Origin of the sequence: Rodentibacter ratti (assembly GCF_002000485.1) — a bacterium.
GTDB lineage: Bacteria > Pseudomonadota > Gammaproteobacteria > Enterobacterales > Pasteurellaceae > Rodentibacter > Rodentibacter ratti.
In genome coordinates this window covers 298,569-319,892 of sequence record NZ_MLAJ01000005.1, presented here as the reverse complement: position 1 = coordinate 319,892, position 21,324 = coordinate 298,569, and the positions used below count along the sequence as shown (strand labels likewise).

The window sequence follows — 21,324 nt, the reverse complement described above, 5'->3', positions numbered from 1 at the left end:
AGGTGGATTTTTACTTAATCAAAATTATTTTTGATAAAGCGGTGCTGGACCTTGTGTACCACCATTCATTTGGTTTACTTCTTGATGTAATTTCATTAAAGAGCCAGAAGAGGTGATTTCTACACGACGGTTAGGACGTAAACAATCTTTTTCTTCTTTACTTGCGTGGCGGAAACCTTCACAAGCTTTAACTTGTGGATTTTTACCGTAACCAATAGCTGTGATCTGAGCTGTTACGCCATCTTCAATTAAACGTGCTTTAACACGATTTGCACGACGTTGAGAAAGATCCATATTATAAGCATCAGAACCTAAACGGTCAGTATAACCTGCAACTTTAACCTCTTTAGCATTGGCTGATTTTAATTGTGCCGCAACATTGTCAACTACTTCTTTACCACGTGGAGTCAATACATCTTTATCGAAGTCAAATAAGAAATCGCCACTTAGACTATATGCAGCATTACCATTACATCCGTTTGGATACCAGAAGAAACTTTGGGCGTTATGATTTTTGTCAAATAAGATTTTATATTGGCAGATTTTATGCACACCGTTTTCACGATAGTTAAATGCATAGTCCCATTCTTCCACACCATATAAACCTTCAGAGAAGTGTGGACGACCAATCAAATTATAGAGTTGGTCTTTGTTCATACCACGTTCGATCATGCGAACATTATCCCAGTTTGGCCATGAACCAAATTGGCTACCATCATGGTTGAAGCCAGAATTATCAATTTTTGGCCATACAAGTTGTGGTACTTGAACACCATCAACATCTTTATATTCAGGCATACCTTCTGAAGTAACTTTGCTTAAGTTACCGCAAGCTGCAAGCGTTGCAACGGCAGCAGCAGATAATAAAATACGAGATAATTTCATGTTTTTACCTTTTAACCGTTAAAAGTGTCATTCTTGTAGACAAGAAACACATAACTAAACTTTACTAATTCTAAGTGAGAAAACTATAAAAGTTTCGGGAGGTTATACTAATAGTAAAAGCCAACTTTGTAAATATTAAACTATGAGTAAAGTATTCTATTTACAATGATTTTTGTAAAGTAATGTAAATCTAAAAAACTTAATGAATAAAATCCCGAGAGGTCTTATTCACATAACGCTGAATAAGTGCATTAGCACTTTCTTCTGCCTGTTGCCCTAATTTTTTTAAAAATGGCTTTTTAATCTTATAGTTCACACTGATAACCGATTTATCTTTCATCATATCAAGTAAGAGATCATCACTGGTAGAAATACCATCTACCAATTGTAATTCTAAGGCTTGCGTACCAAACCAATGCTCACCGGTCGCAACTTTATTAACATCTAAGTGCGGTCGATTCTGGTGAACAAATTGCTTAAATAATTCGTGAGTTTCTTCCAATTCTTGTTGGAATTTTTGTTTGCCTTTTTCTGTATTTTCTCCCAACATTGTTACTGTGCGTTTAAATTCCCCTGCAGTCATCACATCAACATCAACATCATGTTTTTTTAATAGTCGATGGATATTCGGTATTTGAGCGACAACACCAATTGAACCGATAATAGCAAAAGGTGCCGCAATAATTTTATCTGCGACACAAGCCATCATATAACCACCACTTGCTGCGACTTTATCAATCGCAACGGTTAATTTAATTCCTTTTTGTTTTAAACGCGCTAATTGTGAAGCAGCCAAACCATATCCATGCACAACGCCACCGGGACTTTCTAAGCGTAATAATACTTCATCATCAGGCTTGGTTACATTCAAAATAGCTGAAATTTCCTCACGAAGTGCGGTTGTTTGCGAGGCTGAAATATCCCCTTTAAAATCTAAAACATAAACGCACGGTTTAGGTTTCTCAAGAGGCTCTCCCTTTTTTAATTTTGCTTTTAAATCTTTTGCTTTTTGTTTTTCCGCTTTCTTTTCTGATTTTTTTTGCTGTTTCAATTCTTCATCTGATAAATTAAAATCACGTAAATATTTGACTCTATCTTCAAAATCCTCTGATAAATTAGTAATTACCAGTTCACCTTGTTCAGCTTCCTTACTCCGTCGAGCAGAAATAATAAATGCTGCAATCGCGGCGATAACAAGTAAAATTGTTAAAATTTCTAAAATAAAAATACTGTACCCGGTTAAAATATCTGACCACATAAATACTCTCCTCTAATTATGGTCCGGATATTCTACTTGAGTCCGGCGTCAAGCTCTAACTTTTTATGGAAAATTTCGGGATTTAAGGTAAACTAAGCGCACTTTTTTATCCCATATTTTTACACTTAGAGGTTTATATGTCTAAAATTGCATCAATTGTTGATGTACTACAAGGAAAAGTCTCAATAGGTGAAACCGTTACAGTACGCGGTTGGGTTCGCACTCGTCGCGATTCTAAAGCCGGGCTATCATTCTTAGCGGTATATGACGGCTCTTGTTTTGATCCTATCCAAGCAATTATCAACAACGATATTGAAAATTATGAAAACGAAATCTTACGTCTTACAACCGGTTGTTCCGTGGTTGTGACAGGTAAAGTCGTTGAATCACCGGCAGAAGGTCAAGCTGTTGAATTACAAGCTGAAAAAGTCGAAGTAGCAGGTTTTGTAGAAGATCCTGATTCTTATCCGATGGCTGCAAAACGCCATTCTATCGAATATTTACGCGAAGTCGCACATTTACGTCCACGTACCAATATTATCGGTGCTGTAGCACGTGTACGCCATTGTTTAGCACAAGCGATTCATCGTTTCTTCCACGAACAAGGTTTTTACTGGGTTGCAACCCCACTCATTACTGCCTCAGACACAGAAGGCGCCGGTGAAATGTTTCGTGTTTCCACTTTAGATCTCGAAAATCTTCCACGCGATGAAAAAGGTGCGGTCGATTTTAGTCAAGATTTCTTTGGCAAAGAATCTTTCTTAACGGTTTCCGGTCAGCTAAACGGTGAAACCTATGCTTGTGCATTAAGTAAAATTTATACTTTCGGTCCTACTTTCCGTGCAGAAAACTCTAACACAACCCGTCATCTTGCGGAATTTTGGATGGTTGAACCCGAAGTTGCTTTCGCAACTTTAGAAGATAATGCAAAACTTGCCGAAGACATGTTGAAATATGTTTTCCGTGCAGTATTGGCCGAACGCAAAGATGATCTTAGTTTCTTTGAGAAACACGTTGATAAAGATGTCATTACCCGTTTAGAAAACTTTGTGAATTCTGACTTTGCTCAAATTGATTATACAGATGCTATCGAAGTATTATTAAAATCTGGTAAAAAATTTGAATTCCCTGTTTCTTGGGGAATTGATCTTTCTTCTGAGCATGAACGCTATTTAGCGGAAGAATATTTCAAATCTCCGGTTGTAGTAAAAAACTATCCGAAAGATATCAAAGCCTTCTATATGCGTTTAAACGATGATGGTAAAACGGTTGCGGCAATGGATGTGTTAGCACCAGGAATTGGTGAAATTATCGGTGGTTCACAACGCGAAGAACGTTTAGAAGTACTGGATAAACGCATGGAAGAAATGGGCTTAAATCCACAAGATTACTATTGGTATCGAGATCTTCGTAAATACGGTACAGTGCCTCACTCCGGCTTTGGACTTGGCTTTGAACGTCTCATTGTGTATGTTACTGGGGTACAAAATATTCGTGATGTAATCCCATTCCCTCGCACACCGCGTAATGCAAATTTTTAATCAAAAATGGAGATAATTTGACCGCACTTTTTTGTGCGGTTAAATTTTTATTATTTTAAGGAAAGTAAAATGAAAAAAATTGAACAGCTTTTTGCCAATAATTTAAGCTGGGCACAACGAATGAAAGAGGAAAATTCCACTTATTTTAAAGAACTTGCCGATCATCAAACCCCTCATTATCTTTGGATTGGCTGTTCTGATAGTCGTGTTCCTGCAGAAAAGCTGACAAATTTAGAGCCTGGTGAATTATTTGTTCATCGTAATGTGGCAAATCAAGTTATTCATACCGATCTCAATTGCCTTTCTGTTGTGCAATATGCAGTTGATGTATTAAAGATTGAGCATATTATCATTTGTGGACATACCAATTGTGGTGGCATCAAAGCCGCCATGGCAGATCAAGATCTCGGTTTAATTAATAATTGGCTACTCCATATTCGTGATATTTGGTTTAAACATAGCCATCTACTTGGAAAACTTTCACCGGAAAAACGTGCCGATATGTTGACCAAAATTAATGTCAATGAACAGGTTTATAATCTTGGTCGTTCTTCCATTATAAAAAGTGCTTGGGAACGAGGACAAAAACTTTCTTTACACGGCTGGGTGTATGATGTAAATGATGGATTTTTAGTTGATCAAGGTGTGATGGCTACAAGTCGTGAAAGCCTTGAAATTTCTTATCGTAACGCCATCGCCCGCTTACTCACCTTAGGTGAAGAAGATATCCTAAAAAAGGAATGATATATTGAATAAAAAGTGCGGTTAAAATTGACCGCACTTTTTATTTTAGGATTTAAAGAATCAAGGATTATTTTATTTCACTCAAACTATTAAATAATCCATCATCCTGTTTTGGTATTTGTAAATAAAAACCCTGTGATTTAATTTTTTCCTCCACTTCATTTTTATCAGCCTGATGAAGCGGCTTATTACCGGATAAATTAAACATCATCACAATCTCAGGTTTACCAAAATGTTCTAATAAATGGCAGGGAACAGCAGAGAAATCATCACGTTTTTTAATATAAAGGTAACTCCCCGGTTTTTTCTTACTTTTATAAATCGCGCATAGCATCTGATTGCCCCATAAAGAAAATCCCCACGGGACAACACCTATAGGGATTTCTTCAATTTTATAAAATTATTTTGCTGCGTCTTTCACTGCATCTACAGCTTCAGCCGATTTTTCAGTTGCAGATTCTTTCATTGAAGACATTGCATCTTTTGCTGAATTCATTTTTTCTGCAGCTGCGTCTTTCATTTCAGATGCTTTGTTATTCACAGCATCTTTCATTTCTGCCATTTTTTCCATCGCAGAATCCTTAACTTCTGCAACTTTAGCTTTTGCAGCTTCTCCCGCTTCTTCAGCTTTGCTTACTGCCGCATCTTTCATTTCAGTTGCTTTTTCTACAGCTTTATCTTTTGCCTCTACTGCTGCAGATTTTGCAGAATCTACGGCATTCATTGTTGCATCTTTCGCATCAGAAACTGCTTGTTTTGCTGCATCTTTAACATCTGAAGCCGCTTGTTTTGCAGAATCTTTAACATCCGACGCCACACTTACTGCCGCATCTTTTACTTCAGCTGCCGCATTGGCTGTCGCCTCTTTTGCAGCTTCAATTTTTTGTGTTGTTTCTTGTTTATCAAAACAACCTGTGATGGCTAAACTTGCGCCTAACACTAATGTTGCTAATACTGTCTTTTTCATTTTAATCTCCTAATTGAGTAAATAAATTAACAAAGCATATTTGCCTTATGCGAAGTATAGTTTACGAAAAAATAAAATGGTCGAAAACAAAATTTACATTTCATAGAAATAAAACAACTGTTTCCAACCTTAATTATTAGCTCTAATTAATTGAAATTAAAATAATTTTTAAAAAGTTCCCATTTTAAAATTTATTTTTTGTAAAGAAAACAAAGATCTAAAATGTCCATCTTTTATACAAATTAAAGTATTTCAGGTGGATAGCTATAGCTCATGATTTCCCCTTTTTCATTCTGCCAACCTATTTGAGCAATGGTTGCCGGATAAAAACTAATCGGATTTCGTTTACCATAAAGCTCTGCCACAATCTCTCCGACTAATGGCAAATGGGAAATAAGAAGCACGGAATCGACTCCTTCCTTTTCCAGTACTAACAAATAATCTGTGACTAATTCTGCCGAGCCATAAGGTGTAATCCCTTGCCAAATTTCTAAATGAGGTTGTAGCGTTGAACCAAATGCTAAATTAACTTGTTCAAAAGTTTCCAAAGCACGTTGATAGGGGCTTACCAATATACGGTTAAATGGAACTGATGTTGATCTTGCATTATTTTTCAACCACTCGCCTTGGGCGAAAGCTTGTTTCTTTCCATATTCTGTTAAACGACGATCTTTGTCAGTCTTTGCCATCACTTCGGCTTCACCATGGCGCATAATAAAAATTTTCATACTGTATTGCTTTCCTAAATTAAGATAAAAACTGACCGCTCTTTTTTAGAGCGGTCAATAAAACTAGTTTGCTTTCACTGCCTCAGCAATTTCTTCTGCACATTGCTGGGCAAGTTCACCGTCTTGGCATTCTACCATCACACGAATTAAAGGCTCCGTGCCGGATTTACGCAATAGAATACGTCCTTTACCTTCTAAACGTTTTTCAACCTCTGCGGCAACGGCTTTTACCGCCTCGCTCTCTAACGGATTTTCCCCTCCAGCAAAACGCACGTTAATTAATACCTGAGGGAACAATTTTACTGCGCTAGTCAATTCATTGAGTGAAAGTTTATGTTGAACCATTGCGGCCAACACCGCTAATGAAGCAATAATACCGTCTCCCGTAGAATTTTTATCAGAAATAATAATGTGACCGGAATTTTCACCACCAAGCGTCCAATTATTTTCCTGCATTTTTTCAAGTACATAACGATCCCCTACATTCGCACGTAGGAATGGTACGCCTAGCATTTTTAATGCAATTTCAAGGCTCATATTACTCATTAATGTACCCACTACCCCGCCTTTTAATTGACCGGAACGCAATGCTTCACGAGCAATAATAAAGAGAATTTGGTCACCGTCTACTTTATTCCCAAGGTGATCCACCATCATAATTCGATCACCATCTCCATCATAAGCCAAACCAATATCCGCTTTCACTTCCAAGACTTTTTCTTGTAATGCTCGAACATCCGTTGCACCGCATTTTTCATTGATATTTACACCATTAGGTTCTGTACCAATTTCAATCACTTCCGCACCAAGCTCACGCAATACATTCGGTGCAATATGATAAGTCGCACCATTGGCACAATCTACCACAATTTTATAGCCTTCTAAGCCTAAATGTGCCGGGAAGGTTCCTTTACAAAATTCAATATAACGCCCAGCAGCATCATTAATACGGCGGGCTTTCCCCAATTCAGCCGATTCAACACAATCCATTTGCTGTTCAAGCATCGCTTCAATGGCTTCTTCAATTTCATCCGGTAATTTTGTCCCTTGTGCAGAGAAAAACTTAATTCCGTTATCATAGTAAGGATTATGAGAGGCAGAGATCACGATACCCGCTTCCGCACGGAACGTTCTGGTTAAATAAGCGATAGCCGGTGTGGGCATTGGCCCGGTAAAGGCGGCGGATAGACCTGCTGCGGCTAACCCTGCCTCTAGTGCTGATTCCAACATATAGCCGGAAATACGTGTATCCTTACCAATTAAAACGGTTTTTGACCCTTGTGAAGCCAATACTTTACCTGCCGCCCAGCCTAATTTTAGGGCGAAATCAGGTGTGATCGGGTAGGTTCCGACTTTGCCACGCACACCATCTGTACCAAAATATTTACGCTCTGCCATAATAAATTCCTTTATTTAATTTTTTTAAAACTTAGGCGTTTTCTGTCGCCTGCCAAATTTTGAGTGCATCTGATGTAGCAGCCACATCATGTACACGTAAAATCTTTGCCCCACCTTGTGCTGCAATTAACGCACCGGTGGCACTCCCAATAACCCTTTCATCAACCGGTTTATCTAACACCGCACCAATCATTGATTTGCGTGATAGCCCCGCAAGCACAGGATATCCCTCTTCACAAAATACACTGAGTTGTTGTAACAATTTATAGTTGTGTTGAACCGTCTTACCAAATCCGAATCCCATATCCCAAATTAAATTGTCTTTTTTTATTCCGACAGCAATACATTCTTCTGAACGTTGACGTAAAAAAGCGAGAACATCTTGCACGACATCTTTATATTGAGGATGAGTTTGCATTGTTCTTGGTTGCCCTTGCATATGCATAATACAAACGGGCAAATCCAATTCTGCCACAACCTGTAATGCATTCGGCTCTTGTAAAGCTCGAATATCATTGATTAAATCCATCCCGACTTTTGCCGCCTCTTGCATCACAATAGCCTTAGAGGAATCCACCGAAATCCAACAGTCAAAACGTTGACGGACAGCCTCCACTAATGGCACAACTCGATGAAGTTCCTCCTGCTCAGACACCTCATCTGCCATTGGGCGTGTCGATTCGCCACCGATGTCAATAATCGCCGCTCCATCATTCAGCATTTTTTCTACTTGAAACAATGCCTTATCAAGGCTAAAAAATTTTCCGCTATCAGAAAAGGAATCCGGTGTGAAATTTAAAATCCCCATAATCTGAGGAAATGATAAATCAAGGGATTTTTGGTTGGCGTAAAGTTTCATAAAGTGCGGTCAATTTTTAGAATGAATTTGAGGATGGAATTATAACGAAATATGCTAAGGAAAAAAATCATTCGATAAAAATAAAGCCTCCTAATTTAGGAGGCTTTCATTTCATTATTCAGAATCTTGTGGTTTTTCAACCTCACTTTCCGGTTTATTTTCAGAAACAGCATTTGAATAAGCCGCTTGTGAGGTTTTCGGTTCTTCCCAGCCTGAAGGTGGCGTGACCGGCTCACGATTCATTAATTGCTTAATTTGCACTTCTTCGATGGTTTCATATTTCACAAGTGCGTCTTTCATCGCATGTAAAATATCCATATTCTCAGTAAGAATTTGTCTCGCACGCTCATAGTTACGCGTTATGATTGCACGGACTTCTTCATCGATAACATGAGCTGTTTCATCAGACATATGTTTCGCTTTTGCCATTGAGCGGCCTAAGAAAACTTCCCCTTCATCTTCTGAGTAAAGAATCGGACCAAGTTTTTCAGAGAAACCCCATTGTGTCACCATATTACGGGCGATATTGGTTGCCACTTTAATATCATTAGAAGCACCGGTAGAAATATTCTCTTCACCGTAAATCAAATCTTCCGCCAAACGACCTGCATAAAGAGTTGAAAGTTTGCTTTCTAATTGTTTTTGGCTGATGCTGACTTGATCCCCTTCCGGTAAGAAGAAGGTAACACCTAATGCACGACCACGAGGAATAATCGTGACTTTGTGAACTGGATCGTGTTCAGGCACTAAATAACCCACAATGGCATGACCGGCTTCATGATAGGCGGTAGATTCTTTTTGTTTCTCCGTCATAATCATGGTGCGACGTTCCGGTCCCATATTAATTTTATCTTTTGCTTTTTCAAACTCAAGCATGGAAACTTTGCGTTTATTATTACGAGCGGCAAATAGCGCAGCTTCATTCACAAGATTGGCGAGATCCGCACCTGAATAGCCCGGTGTACCACGTGCTAGTGTCATGGCATCGACATCCTCTGCCAATGGGACTTTGCGCATATGTACTTTTAAAATTTGCTCACGACCTTTTACATCCGGCAGTCCAACCACTACTTGGCGGTCAAAACGTCCCGGACGGGTTAATGCAGGATCTAATACATCCGGACGGTTAGTTGCGGCAATAACAATTACCCCATCGTGACCACCGAAACCATCCATTTCAACAAGCATTTGGTTAAGGGTTTGTTCACGTTCATCATGCCCACCGCCTAAACCTGCACCACGTTGACGACCTACCGCATCGATTTCATCAATAAAGATCAAGCAAGGGGCATTTTTCTTCGCCTGTTCAAACATATCACGAACGCGGGAAGCCCCGACGCCCACAAACATTTCAACGAAATCAGAACCGGAAATCGTGAAAAACGGTACTTTGGCCTCACCTGCAATGGCTTTTGCCAATAAGGTTTTACCGGTACCCGGAGGCCCTACCATCAAAATCCCTTTTGGAATTTTACCGCCTAAATTTTGGAATTTGGTCGGATCACGTAAGAAATCAACAATCTCACCGACTTCTTCTTTTGCTTCATCACACCCGGCCACATCGGCAAAAGTCACTTTGATTTGATCTTGACTTAACATTTTGGCACGGCTTTTACCAAAGCTCATCGCCTTGCCACCACCGCCTTGCATTTGACGCATAAAGAAAATCCATACGCCCACAAGAAACAGCATTGGAAACCAAGAAATTAAAATTTGTGAGATTAAGCTACGTCTTTCAAATGGCGTCCCTTCTACCTTCACTTTTTTACTTAATAAATCATCAAGTAATTTTTTATCTTCCAATGGTGGCATGACAGTCATGTATTTTGAGCCGTCATTTTTTGTTACCGTAATTTCATTGGTATCAAAACGCGCTTCTTTTACTTGACCATTACTCACATCATAAACAAATGTAGTATAGTCAGTAGAGTTTTCTACCGAATTAGAATTGAAACTCTGATAAGCCGTCATCATCACAACCGCTACCACGATCCAGAGTACCAAATTTTTGACCATATCGTTCAAAGTTTAACCTGCCTTTCCTAAGTTAAAGTTAATAAATTCGCCACAAAGATACTATATATCGCAGCCCATGAAAAGCTATCAAAGCAATTCGCCTTTATAGCCCGTAGCCACAATATAAACCTCACGGGAACGCCCACGTGAAGCCTCCGGTTTACGCACCTTCACTACACTAAATAAAGCTCTGATTTCCCGTAAATATTCATCAAAGCCTTCTCCTTGAAACACTTTGACGACAAAACTCCCTTTCTTCGCCAAAACCTGTTTACACATATCCAACGCCAGTTCCACCAGATACATGGCACGCGGAATATCCACCGAAGGCATACCGCTGAAATTAGGCGCCATATCCGACATCACCACATCCACTTTAGCTTCGCCTACTCGCTCAAGTAATGCGTTGAGTACATTTTCATCACGAAAATCACCTTGTAAAAAATCGACCCCTACAATCGGGTCCATTTCCAAAATATCGCAGGCAATGACTCGCCCGCTATCACCAATTTGGCTCACAACATATTGTGACCATCCGCCCGGTGCCGCACCAAGATCTACAATGGTCATTCCCGATTTAAATAATTTGTCCGTTTGCTGAATTTCATCAAGTTTAAAATAAGCACGGGAACGCAATTTTTGCTTGTGTGCTTTTTGTACAAACGGATCTTTAAAATGTTCGTTTAGCCAACGAGAAGAACTCGCCGAACGTTTTTTCTTTCCCATAATTTCTGTCTTTCACAGTATTTTTTGTAGTAGTTTCGCCTATATTTGGGTACAATCTGCCAAATTCAAGACTTGATGAGCTTAAAAACATAGAAAATCTCTGTTTTTTCTGACCGCTCTTTTTGTTATTTATATTCATTTATAGGATTCCTTATGACAACCTTATCAACCAAACAAAAACAATTTTTGAAAGGTCTGGCACACCACCTTAACCCTGTCGTTATGCTTGGCGGCAATGGTTTAACCGAAGGCGTACTTGCCGAAATTGAAAATGCATTAGATCACCATGAACTCATTAAAGTAAAAATTGCCGGTGCCGATCGTGAAACCAAACAATTAATCATCGATGCTATTGTTCGTGAAACCCAAGCCTCAAACGTTCAAACAATCGGTCATATATTAGTGCTTTACAAACCTAGCGAAGAGAAGAAAATCCAACTTCCACGGAAGTAATCCATAGAAAGTGCGGTCAAAAATGACCGCACTTTTTACTAAATGTAATTGACCTCAATAATTTCAAATTCCACATTACCGCCCGGCGTGGCAATATTCACCGTATCATCAATTTCTTTACCGATTAAACCACGCGCAATCGGGGAATTCACAGAAATCAAACCTGATTTAATATCCGCCTCATCATCGCCAACAATTTTATAGGTGATTTCTTCCTCTGTATCAGTATTGACCAACACTACCGTAGCACCAAAAATCACTTTACCGTTATTCGGTAATTTAGTGACATCAATCACTTGGCTATTTGCCAATTTACCTTCAATTTCTTGAATTCGTCCTTCACAAAAACCCTGTTGTTCACGTGCAGCGTGATATTCCGCATTTTCTTTTAAATCACCATGCTCACGCGCTTCTGCAATGGCTTTAATAATTTCGGGGCGACGAACATTTTTCAAGAAATCCAATTCTTCTCTCAATAGGTCTGCGCCACGCACAGTCATTGGGATTTGTTTCATAGCTTCATTCCTTAAAATTTAATAAAAAGAAAACTACGGCAAAATTGCAAAAACATTGCCGTAGCGACTTAAAATAAATTGTACACAAGAAAATGATTTACTCTCGTGAGTTCGAGGACTATTATTGTCCGTCTTGAAAGAAATAGCAACCAGAACCGTTAATAATGGAAAAAATATCTTCAATTTCGACCGCACTTAAAGCGGTATTTTTCACACTCGGATTTTCTCTTTCCAGTTATGCAGAAATTAACCTTCCCACGATTACCGAACATTTACCCGAAGGCGCAACAGTGGGAGTCATTGCTAAAAATCTGAATCAAAATCAAGTTATTGCGGATTATCACAGCACAGCCTTTATGCTACCGGCAAGCATCCAAAAAGTATTTACCGCCGTTGCTGCAAAATTAGTGCTTGGAGATGATTTCAAATTTGATACCGCCCTTTTAACCAATGGCAAAATTCAAAATGGGCTTCTAGAGGGCAATTTGATCGTACGTTTTACCGGCGATCCGGATCTTACCAGTGGTCAACTTTATAGTTTACTCGCCGAATTAAAAAAACAAGGCATCAATAAAATCAATGGTGATCTCGTCTTGGATACCTCTGTATTCTCCAGCCATGATCGTGGTTTAGGTTGGATTTGGAACGATTTAACCATGTGTTTCAATTCCCCGCCTTCCGCTGCCAATATTGATAATAACTGTTTCTATGCGGAACTGGATGCTAATCAAGCTCCTGGTGAAACCGTCAAAATCAGCGTGCCGGCACAATTTCCAATTCAAGTGTTCGGACAAGTTTATGTGGCAGACAGTCATGAATCGCCTTATTGTCAATTAGATGTCGTAGTACATGATAATAATCGCTACCAAGTGAAAGGCTGCCTTGCCCGTCAAACAAAACCTTTTGGTTTAAGTTTCGCCGTACAAGATCCTGATGCTTACGCTGCAGCGATTATTCAACGCCAACTCAAACGATTAGGAATCGAATTTAACGGTAAAGTATTACAACCGCAAAAACCACAGCAAGGACAATTACTGGCGCAACATTTCTCCAAACCTTTGCCTGATTTGTTGAAAAAAATGATGAAAAAATCCGATAATCAAATTGCGGATTCTTTATTTCGTGCTATTGCCTACCATTACTATAAACGTCCGGCATCCTTCCAACTGGGTACATTAGCGGTGAAATCCGTTTTACAAAAACAAGGAATCAAATTCGGTAACAGCATCTTGGCAGACGGTTCCGGACTTTCACGCCATAACTTGGTCGCACCTAAAACCATGCTTTCTGTATTGGAATATATTGCAAAAAATGAAGACAAACTACACCTAATGGAAACCTTTCCCATTGCAGGGGTCGATGGAACTATTAGCGGACGTGGCGGATTAATAAATCCCCCGTTAGTCAAAAATGTTATCGCCAAAACCGGTTCACTAAAAGGGGTTTACAACCTTGCAGGATTCATGACAAACGCACGTGGCGAGAAGATCGCTTTTGTTCAATTTGTCAATGGCTATTCCACCGGCGAACTTGAAAATAAAACAAAACGCGCTCCTTTGGTGCAATTTGAAAGCGGGCTGTATAATCAATTATACAAAGAATAATAAAACAAGGGCATAGAACAAAATATTTGACCGCACCTTGAGCAACGACTTTTTAAAACTCAGCTCAAAGTGCGGTTAATTTTAACCGAATTTTTCGATCATCTACGATTATTTAGCCTCTAGTAAAGCCGGTACTTTCAATAAAATTAATTCATTATCATCCTGATGATTAGGTTGTCGACTTGATGAAAACGGGAAATTATTGTCATTACCGACGATGATGTGTTCATTATCAACAACATCAAGGTTCTCAATAGTAAAAAACGGGAATTTTAATACGCCGCCATTCAAAGGTTTGAGACTAATTTTATTAGGGTCGGAAATATTCAATAAATCAATATATGCAAGCTTTTTCACCGCTTTGCCAACATTATCCGAGGAGAACGAGACTTTATAAACCCGTTTAAATTTTGCCGGTTCAGAAAAACAATGTGTCGTATCTGCAGGATTTTTACAACCTTTATCCTCTGTGCCTTCACCATTATCCCGTTCTATGATCAATCCGTTTTTGGCATCAATCAGATTAAAATCACCAATAGCATTATGTTCGTTTTCTAAAGGATAAAACCAGTAACGTCCTGTCCATTCTTGTTTATCAACATTAAATTCTAAAATGCGCAAGGCTACTTTGCCATCCACCATTTCCCAACTTTGTTTTTTTTCGTCCCATAACGCTCCTTCCAATAATGGATAAAGGTATTTGCCATCAGGAGAAGCCGCCATCCCTTCATATCCTTTTGAACGTTTTAAATTGACATTTTTATGGAGACCATTTGGTGTGCCGGGTGAGACGATTTGATAATGATCGGGAGATTGAATTTTTCTTCCCTCTATTTCTGTTTCAAATACGGATAACACTTTTCCGTTTAAATCCGTTTTGATTAAATACGGACCAAATTCATCACCAATCCAAATATTATTACCGATAATTTGAAAACTTTCCGTATCAAAATCCGCCCCGGTTAAATATCTTTCTTTTGTATCTTCGTGCACAATTCGAAATGGGACTTTTTTATCCGGATCGGTTAAAAAGACTGTTTTAAGCGGTTCAAATTTTCCCTGCGACCAATTAATTTTATATTGATTCAAATACAGCATAGAATCCGGCGAATTCGCTTTACTACCAAAGCCGTTATCGGTAAGAATCCATACCGTATCTTTTCCAACCACTTTAATGCCGGAATGACCTTGTCGCGGCTGATTTTGAATCGGTAAAAAATAACCGGTTTCACGATCTTTTGATTTTCCCGATACGGATTGTAATTTTTCCACTCGCTTAAAAGTCGTATATTTTCCCGCTGTTTTTAAGTCATTCGGCGCATCATCCGGTACGCTAACCACAGCATTTGCAGGTAACACGGCATAACCGGCCAATTCAGCCGGAGTTTCAAAAGCCAATGGTGTTTCTGCAACACTTGTCATGCTTAAAGCCAATCCCAACATAGCAAAGCAATGTTTCTTTTTCATATCGTTTCCTCTTTAGTCTATTGTTGTGAAAGAGAATACTTTGTAAAGGTGACGAGAATATGACAGTGACAGTAAAAATAATATGACGATAAAAATAAATTTACAGATGATCGCAACAGCATATCGTTTTGTGCAGATTTATATTGAAGAGATAATTCTAAAAAACAACCGCACTTTAATCCATTCATCATGAATAAACTAAAGTGCGGTTATTTTTTGAGTTGGTCGATAAGCCGAGTTCTGTCGTGGACAATCATTCCTCTAGGCGACGAATTACTCCGCCGCTCAAGCGACCTACCCGAACTCTGGACGGGCCATCCATTGAGTTCCTATTTGGTCTTGCTACGAGTGGAGTTTACCTTGCTGCCAACCGTTACCGGCGACACGGTGCGCTCTTACCGCACCCTTTCACCCTTACCGCTTACACGGCGGTCTGCTCTCTGTTGCACTGGTCGTAGGCTCACGCCCCCCGGACGTTATCCGGCACTCTGCCCTGTGTAGCTCGGACTTTCCTCTCGTTTACTTGTCCCACTAGGTCGTGCGAACACGGTTAAGGGCTTCAATAAACCAGCGATTGTCTAACCAACTCGGCGCGTAGTATAGGGATTAATAAAAGTGCGGTCAACAAAATCCAATGGATTTTGAACATTGGCTTTGCCAACGGCGGTGAAAACGGAAGTAATCACATCAGCGATTACACATAATTTTTCATTCGTATTTTTACTACATTCAGCTAAAATAACCACAATTTTAACCGCACTTTAGGAATGTTCATGAACTATCTACAAATTGCACGAGATACGCTTTCCGTAGAAAGTCTTGCTCTCACCCAATTAAGCCAACGTTTAGACGAAAATTTCAACCAAATCGTTGAGCTTATTTTGGCTTGCCAAGGGCGTCTTGTCATTGGAGGAATTGGTAAATCCGGTTTAATTGGTAAAAAAATGGTCGCCACTTTTGCCTCTACCGGTACGCCAAGTTTCTTTCTACATCCCACAGAGGCATTTCATGGTGATCTGGGTATGCTCAAACCCATTGATATTGTCATGCTGATTTCCTACAGCGGTGAAACCGATGATGTGAATAAACTCATTCCAAGTCTAAAAAACTTCGGCAATAAAATTATCGCCCTCACCAGCAATAAACACTCAACTCTTGCTCGCCATGCAGATTACGTCTTGGATATTACCGTTGAGCGAGAAGTTTGCCCAAATAATCTTGCCCCTACCACCTCTGCCCTTGTCACACTGGCGTTAGGGGATGCCCTTGCAGTGTCGCTTATCACCGCAAGAAATTTCCAACCTGCCGACTTTGCTAAATTCCATCCGGGCGGTAGCCTAGGTCGTCGTTTGCTTTGTCGAGTAAAAGATCAAATGCAAACTTATTTACCTACAATTTCACCAAACACCAATTTCACTGATTGCTTAACGGTGATGAACGAAGGACGAATGGGCGTGGCCTTGGTGATGGAAAATCAGCAGTTAGAAGGCATTATCACGGATGGTGATATTCGTCGAGCACTCACCGCTAATGGTGCAGAAATTCTTAACAAAACCGCACAAGATTTTATGACACGCTCGCCAAAAACCATTAATCAAAACGAATTTTTAGCGAAAGCGGAAGATTTTATGAAAGAGAAAAAAATCCATTCCCTTGTGGCAGTCGATGATGAAAATAACGTGGTGGGTTTAATCGAATTTTCAAGCTAAGGAAATCAAATGCAGCAAAAACTCGAAAAAATTAAATTGGTGATTACCGATGTGGACGGTGTGCTTACTGATGGGCTACTCCATTATGATGCCAATGGCGAAGCCATTAAAAGCTTCCACGTGCGTGATGGCTTAGGCATTAAAATGTTGATGGAGTCAGGTATTCAAGTTGCGGTACTTTCAGGCAGAGATTCTGCCATTTTACGCCGCCGCATTGCGGATCTCGGCATCACCTTATTCTTTCTTGGCAAATTAGAGAAAGAAAGTGCCTGTTTTGAATTAATGAAGCAAGCCGGCGTGAAACCTGAAGAAACCGCTTATATTGGCGATGATAGTGTGGATCTTCCTGCTTTTGCTGTCAGCGGACTTTCTTTTGCCGTGGCCGATGCCCCCTCTTATGTAAAAAATGCAGCAGATTATGTACTTTCTCTCTGTGGAGGAAAAGGCGCATTTCGTGAAATGTCGGAGATGATTTTAACCGCTCAAGGAAAATCCGCGGTCTTTGACAGTGCACAGGGATTTTTAAAATCTGTTAAAAATATGGCGCAATAATTAAAATAGTCCCCTTTTTAGAAAGGGGATTTAATAATTTTCCAAATTCATTATTGATATTTCATACTCTTATCAACAAATATTCGCTATAAGTTAAATCTCATTATAATTAATATCTAATATTTCTGAGCCAAATTGTTCGATATAATAATCAAGAGACATCACATAACACTGAAAATTAGGATCAATCGAAGTACCGGTATTATCTTCCCAACGTTCAACAAAACGAGTAAGTGAAGATTCATCAAATTCAATACCGATTCCACCTTTATATTCCGCACTAAATAAACCGGGCTGAGGAACTTCTGATACATGAAATATTTTTGTTTCAGGTAAATTTTCTCTAAACCAATCCATTATCATGTTCCGTTCAGGTAAGTCCTCCCAATTATCTTCTGTTGCCCGTTTAAATGTAATTAAGTAAAAATCTTTTTTATATAATGCAAAATAATCACCTATTGTATAGATTAACATTGGCATAGTTAGGCACCTTCATGTAAGTTTATAAGATTATTTTTTAAGGATTAGAATTTTATTCCTTACCCTCTCCATTAAGTAATTTAAGCATTTTTCCTCTATGGTCTTTAATTGTTTCTCTGGCACTTTCACCTTTCCAACAATCATCATTGTACATTAACATAATCACCTGTTTTAAACTGGCTGAGCGTTTATTATTCTTCTCTAATAGCTCAATAAGCTTAGCTCGTTTTAGATGAATACTATTATCAGATAAAGAAGAATTAAATTCAGGCTCTATTAGGCATAGGTTTCCGAATGTATCAATAAGATATTTTTCAGTATTTTCTTCCCATTTACCTAAGAGTTCTTTTGAGCTTTGTGGATAACAATGTTCAATTGATCTACGATATGAAAATTTAAAATTTTTAAAATATTCCATTAGTTTTTTTTCGTCCTTTCTATATTTTTGTTCAGGTAATATTTCATCAAACTTATCCGCATTACCTTTAAATTTCTTATAAATCAAATAGTCTAAATAATTAAAGATAAAATGTCTAACATTTGTTCCTTCATCAAGATCAGTAATTTTATCAGCATGCTCTTTTGCTAGTTTTTCTAGTTCATTAATATAACTATCATTATTCCATCCTTTATTAAAAAATCCATCAAGAATACTATACAACCAGTTTTTATAATTCTTTGCTCTATAAATGGTTTGGAACATAGAGAGTAATAATATAATTCTTTCTTGTTTTGAAATTTTAGAAAAAGTATCTACGTAATAAAATTTATTGCTCTTATTGCTCCATTTTAAGGTTTGCAAAGACCAATCATCATCACTAGATTGAGTATATTTAATAATAAACTTATCAAAATATAATCTTACCTTTAATAAATTAAGAATAAATGATTTAATTTCATCTAAATCTTTTAATCTTGTCTTAAAATTATCAATTATTTTCTTATCATCTAATTCTATGGATTTATTATCTAATGATTCTTCCTTATGTAATTTTAATGCATGCATTAAAAAGTTAGAAAAATCAATAATACTGCGTGTAGTTACGTCTTTATTTTCATCATCTTTTTCTTTATAACCATCGTTATTGGAATGAGATAGTATATAAGATAATTTATTTTCATTCTCTGTTTTTTGACTAGCATTTATATTTTTATCTCTCTTAGTTTTTTGAGTAGTATCTATGTCTTTTGATCTCTCACTTATATCATTAAGATATATTTTATACTCTTTTAGTAGCTCAGAAAAATCTTCAATATTAAAATTCTCTCTTACCTCATTTTTATTTTCGAAAAATATACTTTTTCTAAATTCTGCAGGAAAACCCATTGCCACATTACGATCCATATCAGAACAAGCATCCCAAATCATAGCAAATAGTTTCCTCTCCTCCTTTGTATTAAACATCCCCATAAAATGAGCCTTTAGGATTTCATGCTTCTCCAGTTGCTCACCTCGGCTATTCATAATCTCAAAATAATGATTAAGATCTGTATTAGGCAATACCTCTGTTCTTAAAATTTTAACATTATTAAAGATAAAATCATCAAACTTGAGATTTTCATTATTTTCTTTTAAATCTAAAGAAGATAATTTAGATTTAATTATCTCATAAGCTATTTCGATATTATCTCTTTTATTGATTAAATTAGGCTCATTTAAGATTCTATTTAATGAATTTTTCGATTCTAATCTATGCTCAAAAGATAAATTCTCTCCTAAATTTCTAAATTTATCCTTATTTTTAAAAAATCCTTCGTTGCTTAAAACAGAATATAAAATCGTTAAAGTGGTTAAGCGTTGCTGACCATCAATAACTTCATAATCACCATTTTCTCTTTTATATACAATCAAACTACCAATGTAGTAGTTTTTATTATCTTGTTTTGTTGAAGCTGAGTACAAATCATCAACTAACTGTTCGATTTCTGTTTTTTCCCACGCATAATTTCGTTGATAAATAGGAATAATATATTTTCCATATTTTTTATTTAGCAATTCTTTTAAAGTTAAAATGTCAATACCTTTTCTATTTTCCATTTTCATCACCTTCTTTAAATAAACATTTAATATCTTCTACTTCTCCTAATCTTGTTTTTTCATTAGGTTCAGGAATATAGTAACTCAATATTTCCTTAGAATGAATCATCTGATCTATATAATGCAATATCCCATTTTGATCTTTTGCTGCATTCTCTATCGTTTCTACTCTTATGCTATAATTTTCTATTCTGAATTTATATGCCCATTTCAAGATCTGTTTTACTGCAACATCAAGATCGCTATTACCAAATTTATCATAATAATACAATACTACAGCTTGAAATAAACGCCTTATAAAAACATCACCTATTCTATTGCTTTTTTCATAGTTATGGATTAAATCTAGAACATTTATTTCCTTATAATCTTCACCTTTCACTCCTATTTTTATATTTTTTAATTTTCCTGTTTTACGATTAAATAATTCATTGTAGAGCTCTCGATAATATTCAATATATTTAAAGAATAAACGACCGTTAATGATAGTTTGTGAAACTGAAAACGGCATTTTGCTATATTCTTCTCTATACATAAAAGGATTCTGTTTACTCATTTGATATAAAGCCTGAGCAGATTTAATCGGGGTAAGATAAGGGTAATATTGCTCCTCATTTATGCCTTTAAATGTATCTAGCAGATCTGTTGTAAAAACTGAACCATCTCGATATTTTTGCCAACGTCTTAATTTAAAGAGCATTAAATTGATTATAAAACCCAAATCTTTTTTATCCTCATTCCTTCCTGATGCGGCATCTTCCCAATACTCTACATAACTCAGTATTTCAGGATCATTATTAGGAATCGCTCGTAAATGATAAGCTTTTAATAAATCATAAGGCTCTAAACTTTTTCCTCTTGAATTTTGAGAATCAAAGAATTGAAATGCTTCATCAAGATCATTAAGTTCAATATAAACTATTTCGCACCTATCCAAGATATAATTAGCAAATTTTGATAACTCTAATTTTGAATCACTCAATTGATTAAGAAAGCTTTCAATAAATTCATTATTCTTAATAATATTGTTATAACTAATTCGATGTTTATATTCTAAATCTATCAGCTCTTTATTCTGAGGTTCGATTTGTTTCAATATAAGTAGAAGTGTTGTAATACGTTGTTGACCATCAACAATATCTACTTTATCTCCATTATTATGAACAATCATGGTACCAATTCGATATTTTTGCTCATTTTTAGCTTTATAATGAAACCATAAATCTTCGATCAGTTGTTGAACATGTTTAGTCTGCCATTTATAAGGGCGTTGATAGTCTGGAATGGATAGATTCTTTTTTTCTTTTAGAATTTCTCTAACTGATTTTATACTTGGTTCAGCTTTCTCTGTCGTCATAACTATTCCCTAGGTTATAAGTTTCGC

The 21,324-nt window shown here is 37.4% G+C and carries 21 protein-coding genes and 1 other RNA gene; 6 read left to right on the top strand and 16 right to left on the bottom strand.

Annotation, left to right across the window (positions count from 1 at the left end):
* Positions 1–24: 24 nt before the first annotated feature.
* Both BKG94_RS06515 and sohB read right to left on the bottom strand, forming a co-directional pair.
* On the bottom strand, positions 25–885 hold the full coding sequence (locus tag BKG94_RS06515; protein WP_077435401.1) for an OmpA family protein: 861 nt from the start codon (positions 883–885) through the stop codon (positions 25–27).
* Between the two features lie 199 nt (positions 886–1,084).
* The gene (gene sohB, locus BKG94_RS06510) at positions 1,085–2,143 is read right to left on the bottom strand and encodes a protease SohB (RefSeq protein ID WP_077435399.1); all 1,059 of its coding nucleotides are present in this window, start codon (positions 2,141–2,143) and stop codon (positions 1,085–1,087) included.
* 137 nt (positions 2,144–2,280) lie between these two features.
* Here sohB and asnS point away from each other — a divergent pair, with 137 nt between their 5' ends.
* Both asnS and can read left to right on the top strand, forming a co-directional pair.
* Complete coding sequence (asnS, locus tag BKG94_RS06505) at positions 2,281–3,684, top strand: asparagine--tRNA ligase (protein ID WP_077435397.1); 1,404 nt, start codon at positions 2,281–2,283, stop codon at positions 3,682–3,684.
* A gap of 69 nt (positions 3,685–3,753) precedes the next feature.
* Complete coding sequence (gene can / locus BKG94_RS06500) at positions 3,754–4,428, top strand: carbonate dehydratase (RefSeq protein ID WP_077435395.1); 675 nt, start codon at positions 3,754–3,756, stop codon at positions 4,426–4,428.
* 67 nt (positions 4,429–4,495) lie between these two features.
* On the opposite strand, the gene BKG94_RS06495 is transcribed toward can, so the two are convergent.
* The 7 genes from BKG94_RS06495 to rlmE all read right to left on the bottom strand — a co-directional run bounded on the left by BKG94_RS06495 (position 4,496) and on the right by rlmE (position 11,122).
* A complete protein-coding gene (locus tag BKG94_RS06495; protein ID WP_077435393.1) occupies positions 4,496–4,762 on the bottom strand; it encodes a YcgL domain-containing protein in 267 nt (88 codons plus the stop codon).
* A gap of 66 nt (positions 4,763–4,828) precedes the next feature.
* A complete protein-coding gene (locus BKG94_RS06490; protein WP_077435391.1) occupies positions 4,829–5,395 on the bottom strand; it encodes a histone in 567 nt (188 codons plus the stop codon).
* Between the two features lie 242 nt (positions 5,396–5,637).
* Positions 5,638–6,123: a phosphohistidine phosphatase SixA gene (gene sixA / locus BKG94_RS06485; RefSeq protein ID WP_077435389.1), complete on the bottom strand. Its 486-nt coding sequence runs from the start codon at positions 6,121–6,123 to the stop codon at positions 5,638–5,640.
* A 63-nt stretch (positions 6,124–6,186) separates the two neighbouring features.
* Positions 6,187–7,521: a phosphoglucosamine mutase gene (glmM, locus tag BKG94_RS06480; RefSeq protein ID WP_077435387.1), complete on the bottom strand. Its 1,335-nt coding sequence runs from the start codon at positions 7,519–7,521 to the stop codon at positions 6,187–6,189.
* A 31-nt stretch (positions 7,522–7,552) separates the two neighbouring features.
* Entirely contained in the window at positions 7,553–8,380 is an 828-nt protein-coding gene (gene folP, locus BKG94_RS06475) for a dihydropteroate synthase (protein ID WP_077435385.1), read from the bottom strand.
* A 114-nt stretch (positions 8,381–8,494) separates the two neighbouring features.
* Complete coding sequence (gene ftsH / locus BKG94_RS06470; RefSeq protein ID WP_077435383.1) at positions 8,495–10,396, bottom strand: ATP-dependent zinc metalloprotease FtsH; 1,902 nt, start codon at positions 10,394–10,396, stop codon at positions 8,495–8,497.
* A gap of 87 nt (positions 10,397–10,483) precedes the next feature.
* Entirely contained in the window at positions 10,484–11,122 is a 639-nt protein-coding gene (gene rlmE, locus BKG94_RS06465; protein ID WP_077435381.1) for a 23S rRNA (uridine(2552)-2'-O)-methyltransferase RlmE, read from the bottom strand.
* Positions 11,123–11,275: 153 nt separating this feature from the next.
* Here rlmE and yhbY point away from each other — a divergent pair, with 153 nt between their 5' ends.
* On the top strand, positions 11,276–11,575 hold the full coding sequence (yhbY, locus tag BKG94_RS06460; RefSeq protein ID WP_077435379.1) for a ribosome assembly RNA-binding protein YhbY: 300 nt from the start codon (positions 11,276–11,278) through the stop codon (positions 11,573–11,575).
* Between the two features lie 38 nt (positions 11,576–11,613).
* Here yhbY and greA read toward each other — a convergent pair whose 3' ends face one another.
* The gene (gene greA, locus BKG94_RS06455) at positions 11,614–12,090 is read right to left on the bottom strand and encodes a transcription elongation factor GreA (RefSeq protein ID WP_077435377.1); all 477 of its coding nucleotides are present in this window, start codon (positions 12,088–12,090) and stop codon (positions 11,614–11,616) included.
* Between the two features lie 164 nt (positions 12,091–12,254).
* Between greA and dacB the strand changes: the two genes are divergently transcribed.
* Positions 12,255–13,694 (top strand): serine-type D-Ala-D-Ala carboxypeptidase, encoded by a 1,440-nt coding sequence (dacB, locus tag BKG94_RS06450; RefSeq protein WP_077435375.1) that lies wholly within the window; start codon positions 12,255–12,257, stop codon positions 13,692–13,694.
* 108 nt (positions 13,695–13,802) lie between these two features.
* Here the strand turns inward: dacB and BKG94_RS06445 are convergent, their stop codons facing one another.
* The 3 genes from BKG94_RS06445 to BKG94_RS09975 form a co-directional block, all read right to left on the bottom strand.
* Positions 13,803–15,161, bottom strand: coding sequence for an esterase-like activity of phytase family protein (locus BKG94_RS06445; RefSeq protein ID WP_077435373.1), 1,359 nt, complete (start codon positions 15,159–15,161; stop codon positions 13,803–13,805).
* Between the two features lie 213 nt (positions 15,162–15,374).
* An RNA gene (rnpB, locus tag BKG94_RS06440) (RNase P RNA component class A) lies at positions 15,375–15,751 on the bottom strand.
* On the bottom strand, positions 15,740–15,907 hold the full coding sequence (locus tag BKG94_RS09975; RefSeq protein WP_158074642.1) for a hypothetical protein: 168 nt from the start codon (positions 15,905–15,907) through the stop codon (positions 15,740–15,742). Before BKG94_RS09975 ends, rnpB begins: the two co-directional genes overlap by 12 nt.
* A gap of 27 nt (positions 15,908–15,934) precedes the next feature.
* On the opposite strand from BKG94_RS09975, the gene BKG94_RS06435 reads away from it, so the two are divergent.
* Positions 15,935–16,870 carry a KpsF/GutQ family sugar isomerase gene (locus tag BKG94_RS06435; RefSeq protein WP_077435371.1) on the top strand — a complete coding sequence of 312 codons (936 nt, stop codon included), beginning with the start codon at positions 15,935–15,937 and terminating at the stop codon, positions 16,868–16,870.
* Positions 16,871–16,879: 9 nt separating this feature from the next.
* Positions 16,880–17,422: a KdsC family phosphatase gene (locus BKG94_RS06430; RefSeq protein ID WP_077435369.1), complete on the top strand. Its 543-nt coding sequence runs from the start codon at positions 16,880–16,882 to the stop codon at positions 17,420–17,422.
* Between the two features lie 93 nt (positions 17,423–17,515).
* On the opposite strand, the gene BKG94_RS06425 is transcribed toward BKG94_RS06430, so the two are convergent.
* The 3 genes from BKG94_RS06425 to BKG94_RS06415 are packed head-to-tail and all read right to left on the bottom strand — an operon-like array spanning position 17,516 to position 21,297.
* The gene (locus BKG94_RS06425; RefSeq protein ID WP_077435367.1) at positions 17,516–17,902 is read right to left on the bottom strand and encodes a hypothetical protein; all 387 of its coding nucleotides are present in this window, start codon (positions 17,900–17,902) and stop codon (positions 17,516–17,518) included.
* 52 nt (positions 17,903–17,954) lie between these two features.
* A complete protein-coding gene (locus BKG94_RS06420; RefSeq protein ID WP_158074641.1) occupies positions 17,955–19,940 on the bottom strand; it encodes a GmrSD restriction endonuclease domain-containing protein in 1,986 nt (661 codons plus the stop codon).
* Positions 19,930–21,297, bottom strand: a complete 1,368-nt coding sequence (locus BKG94_RS06415; RefSeq protein WP_077435363.1) for a DUF262 domain-containing protein — start codon at positions 21,295–21,297, stop codon at positions 19,930–19,932. The genes BKG94_RS06420 and BKG94_RS06415 overlap by 11 nt, the downstream gene beginning before the upstream one ends.
* Positions 21,298–21,324: the final 27 nt, after the last annotated feature.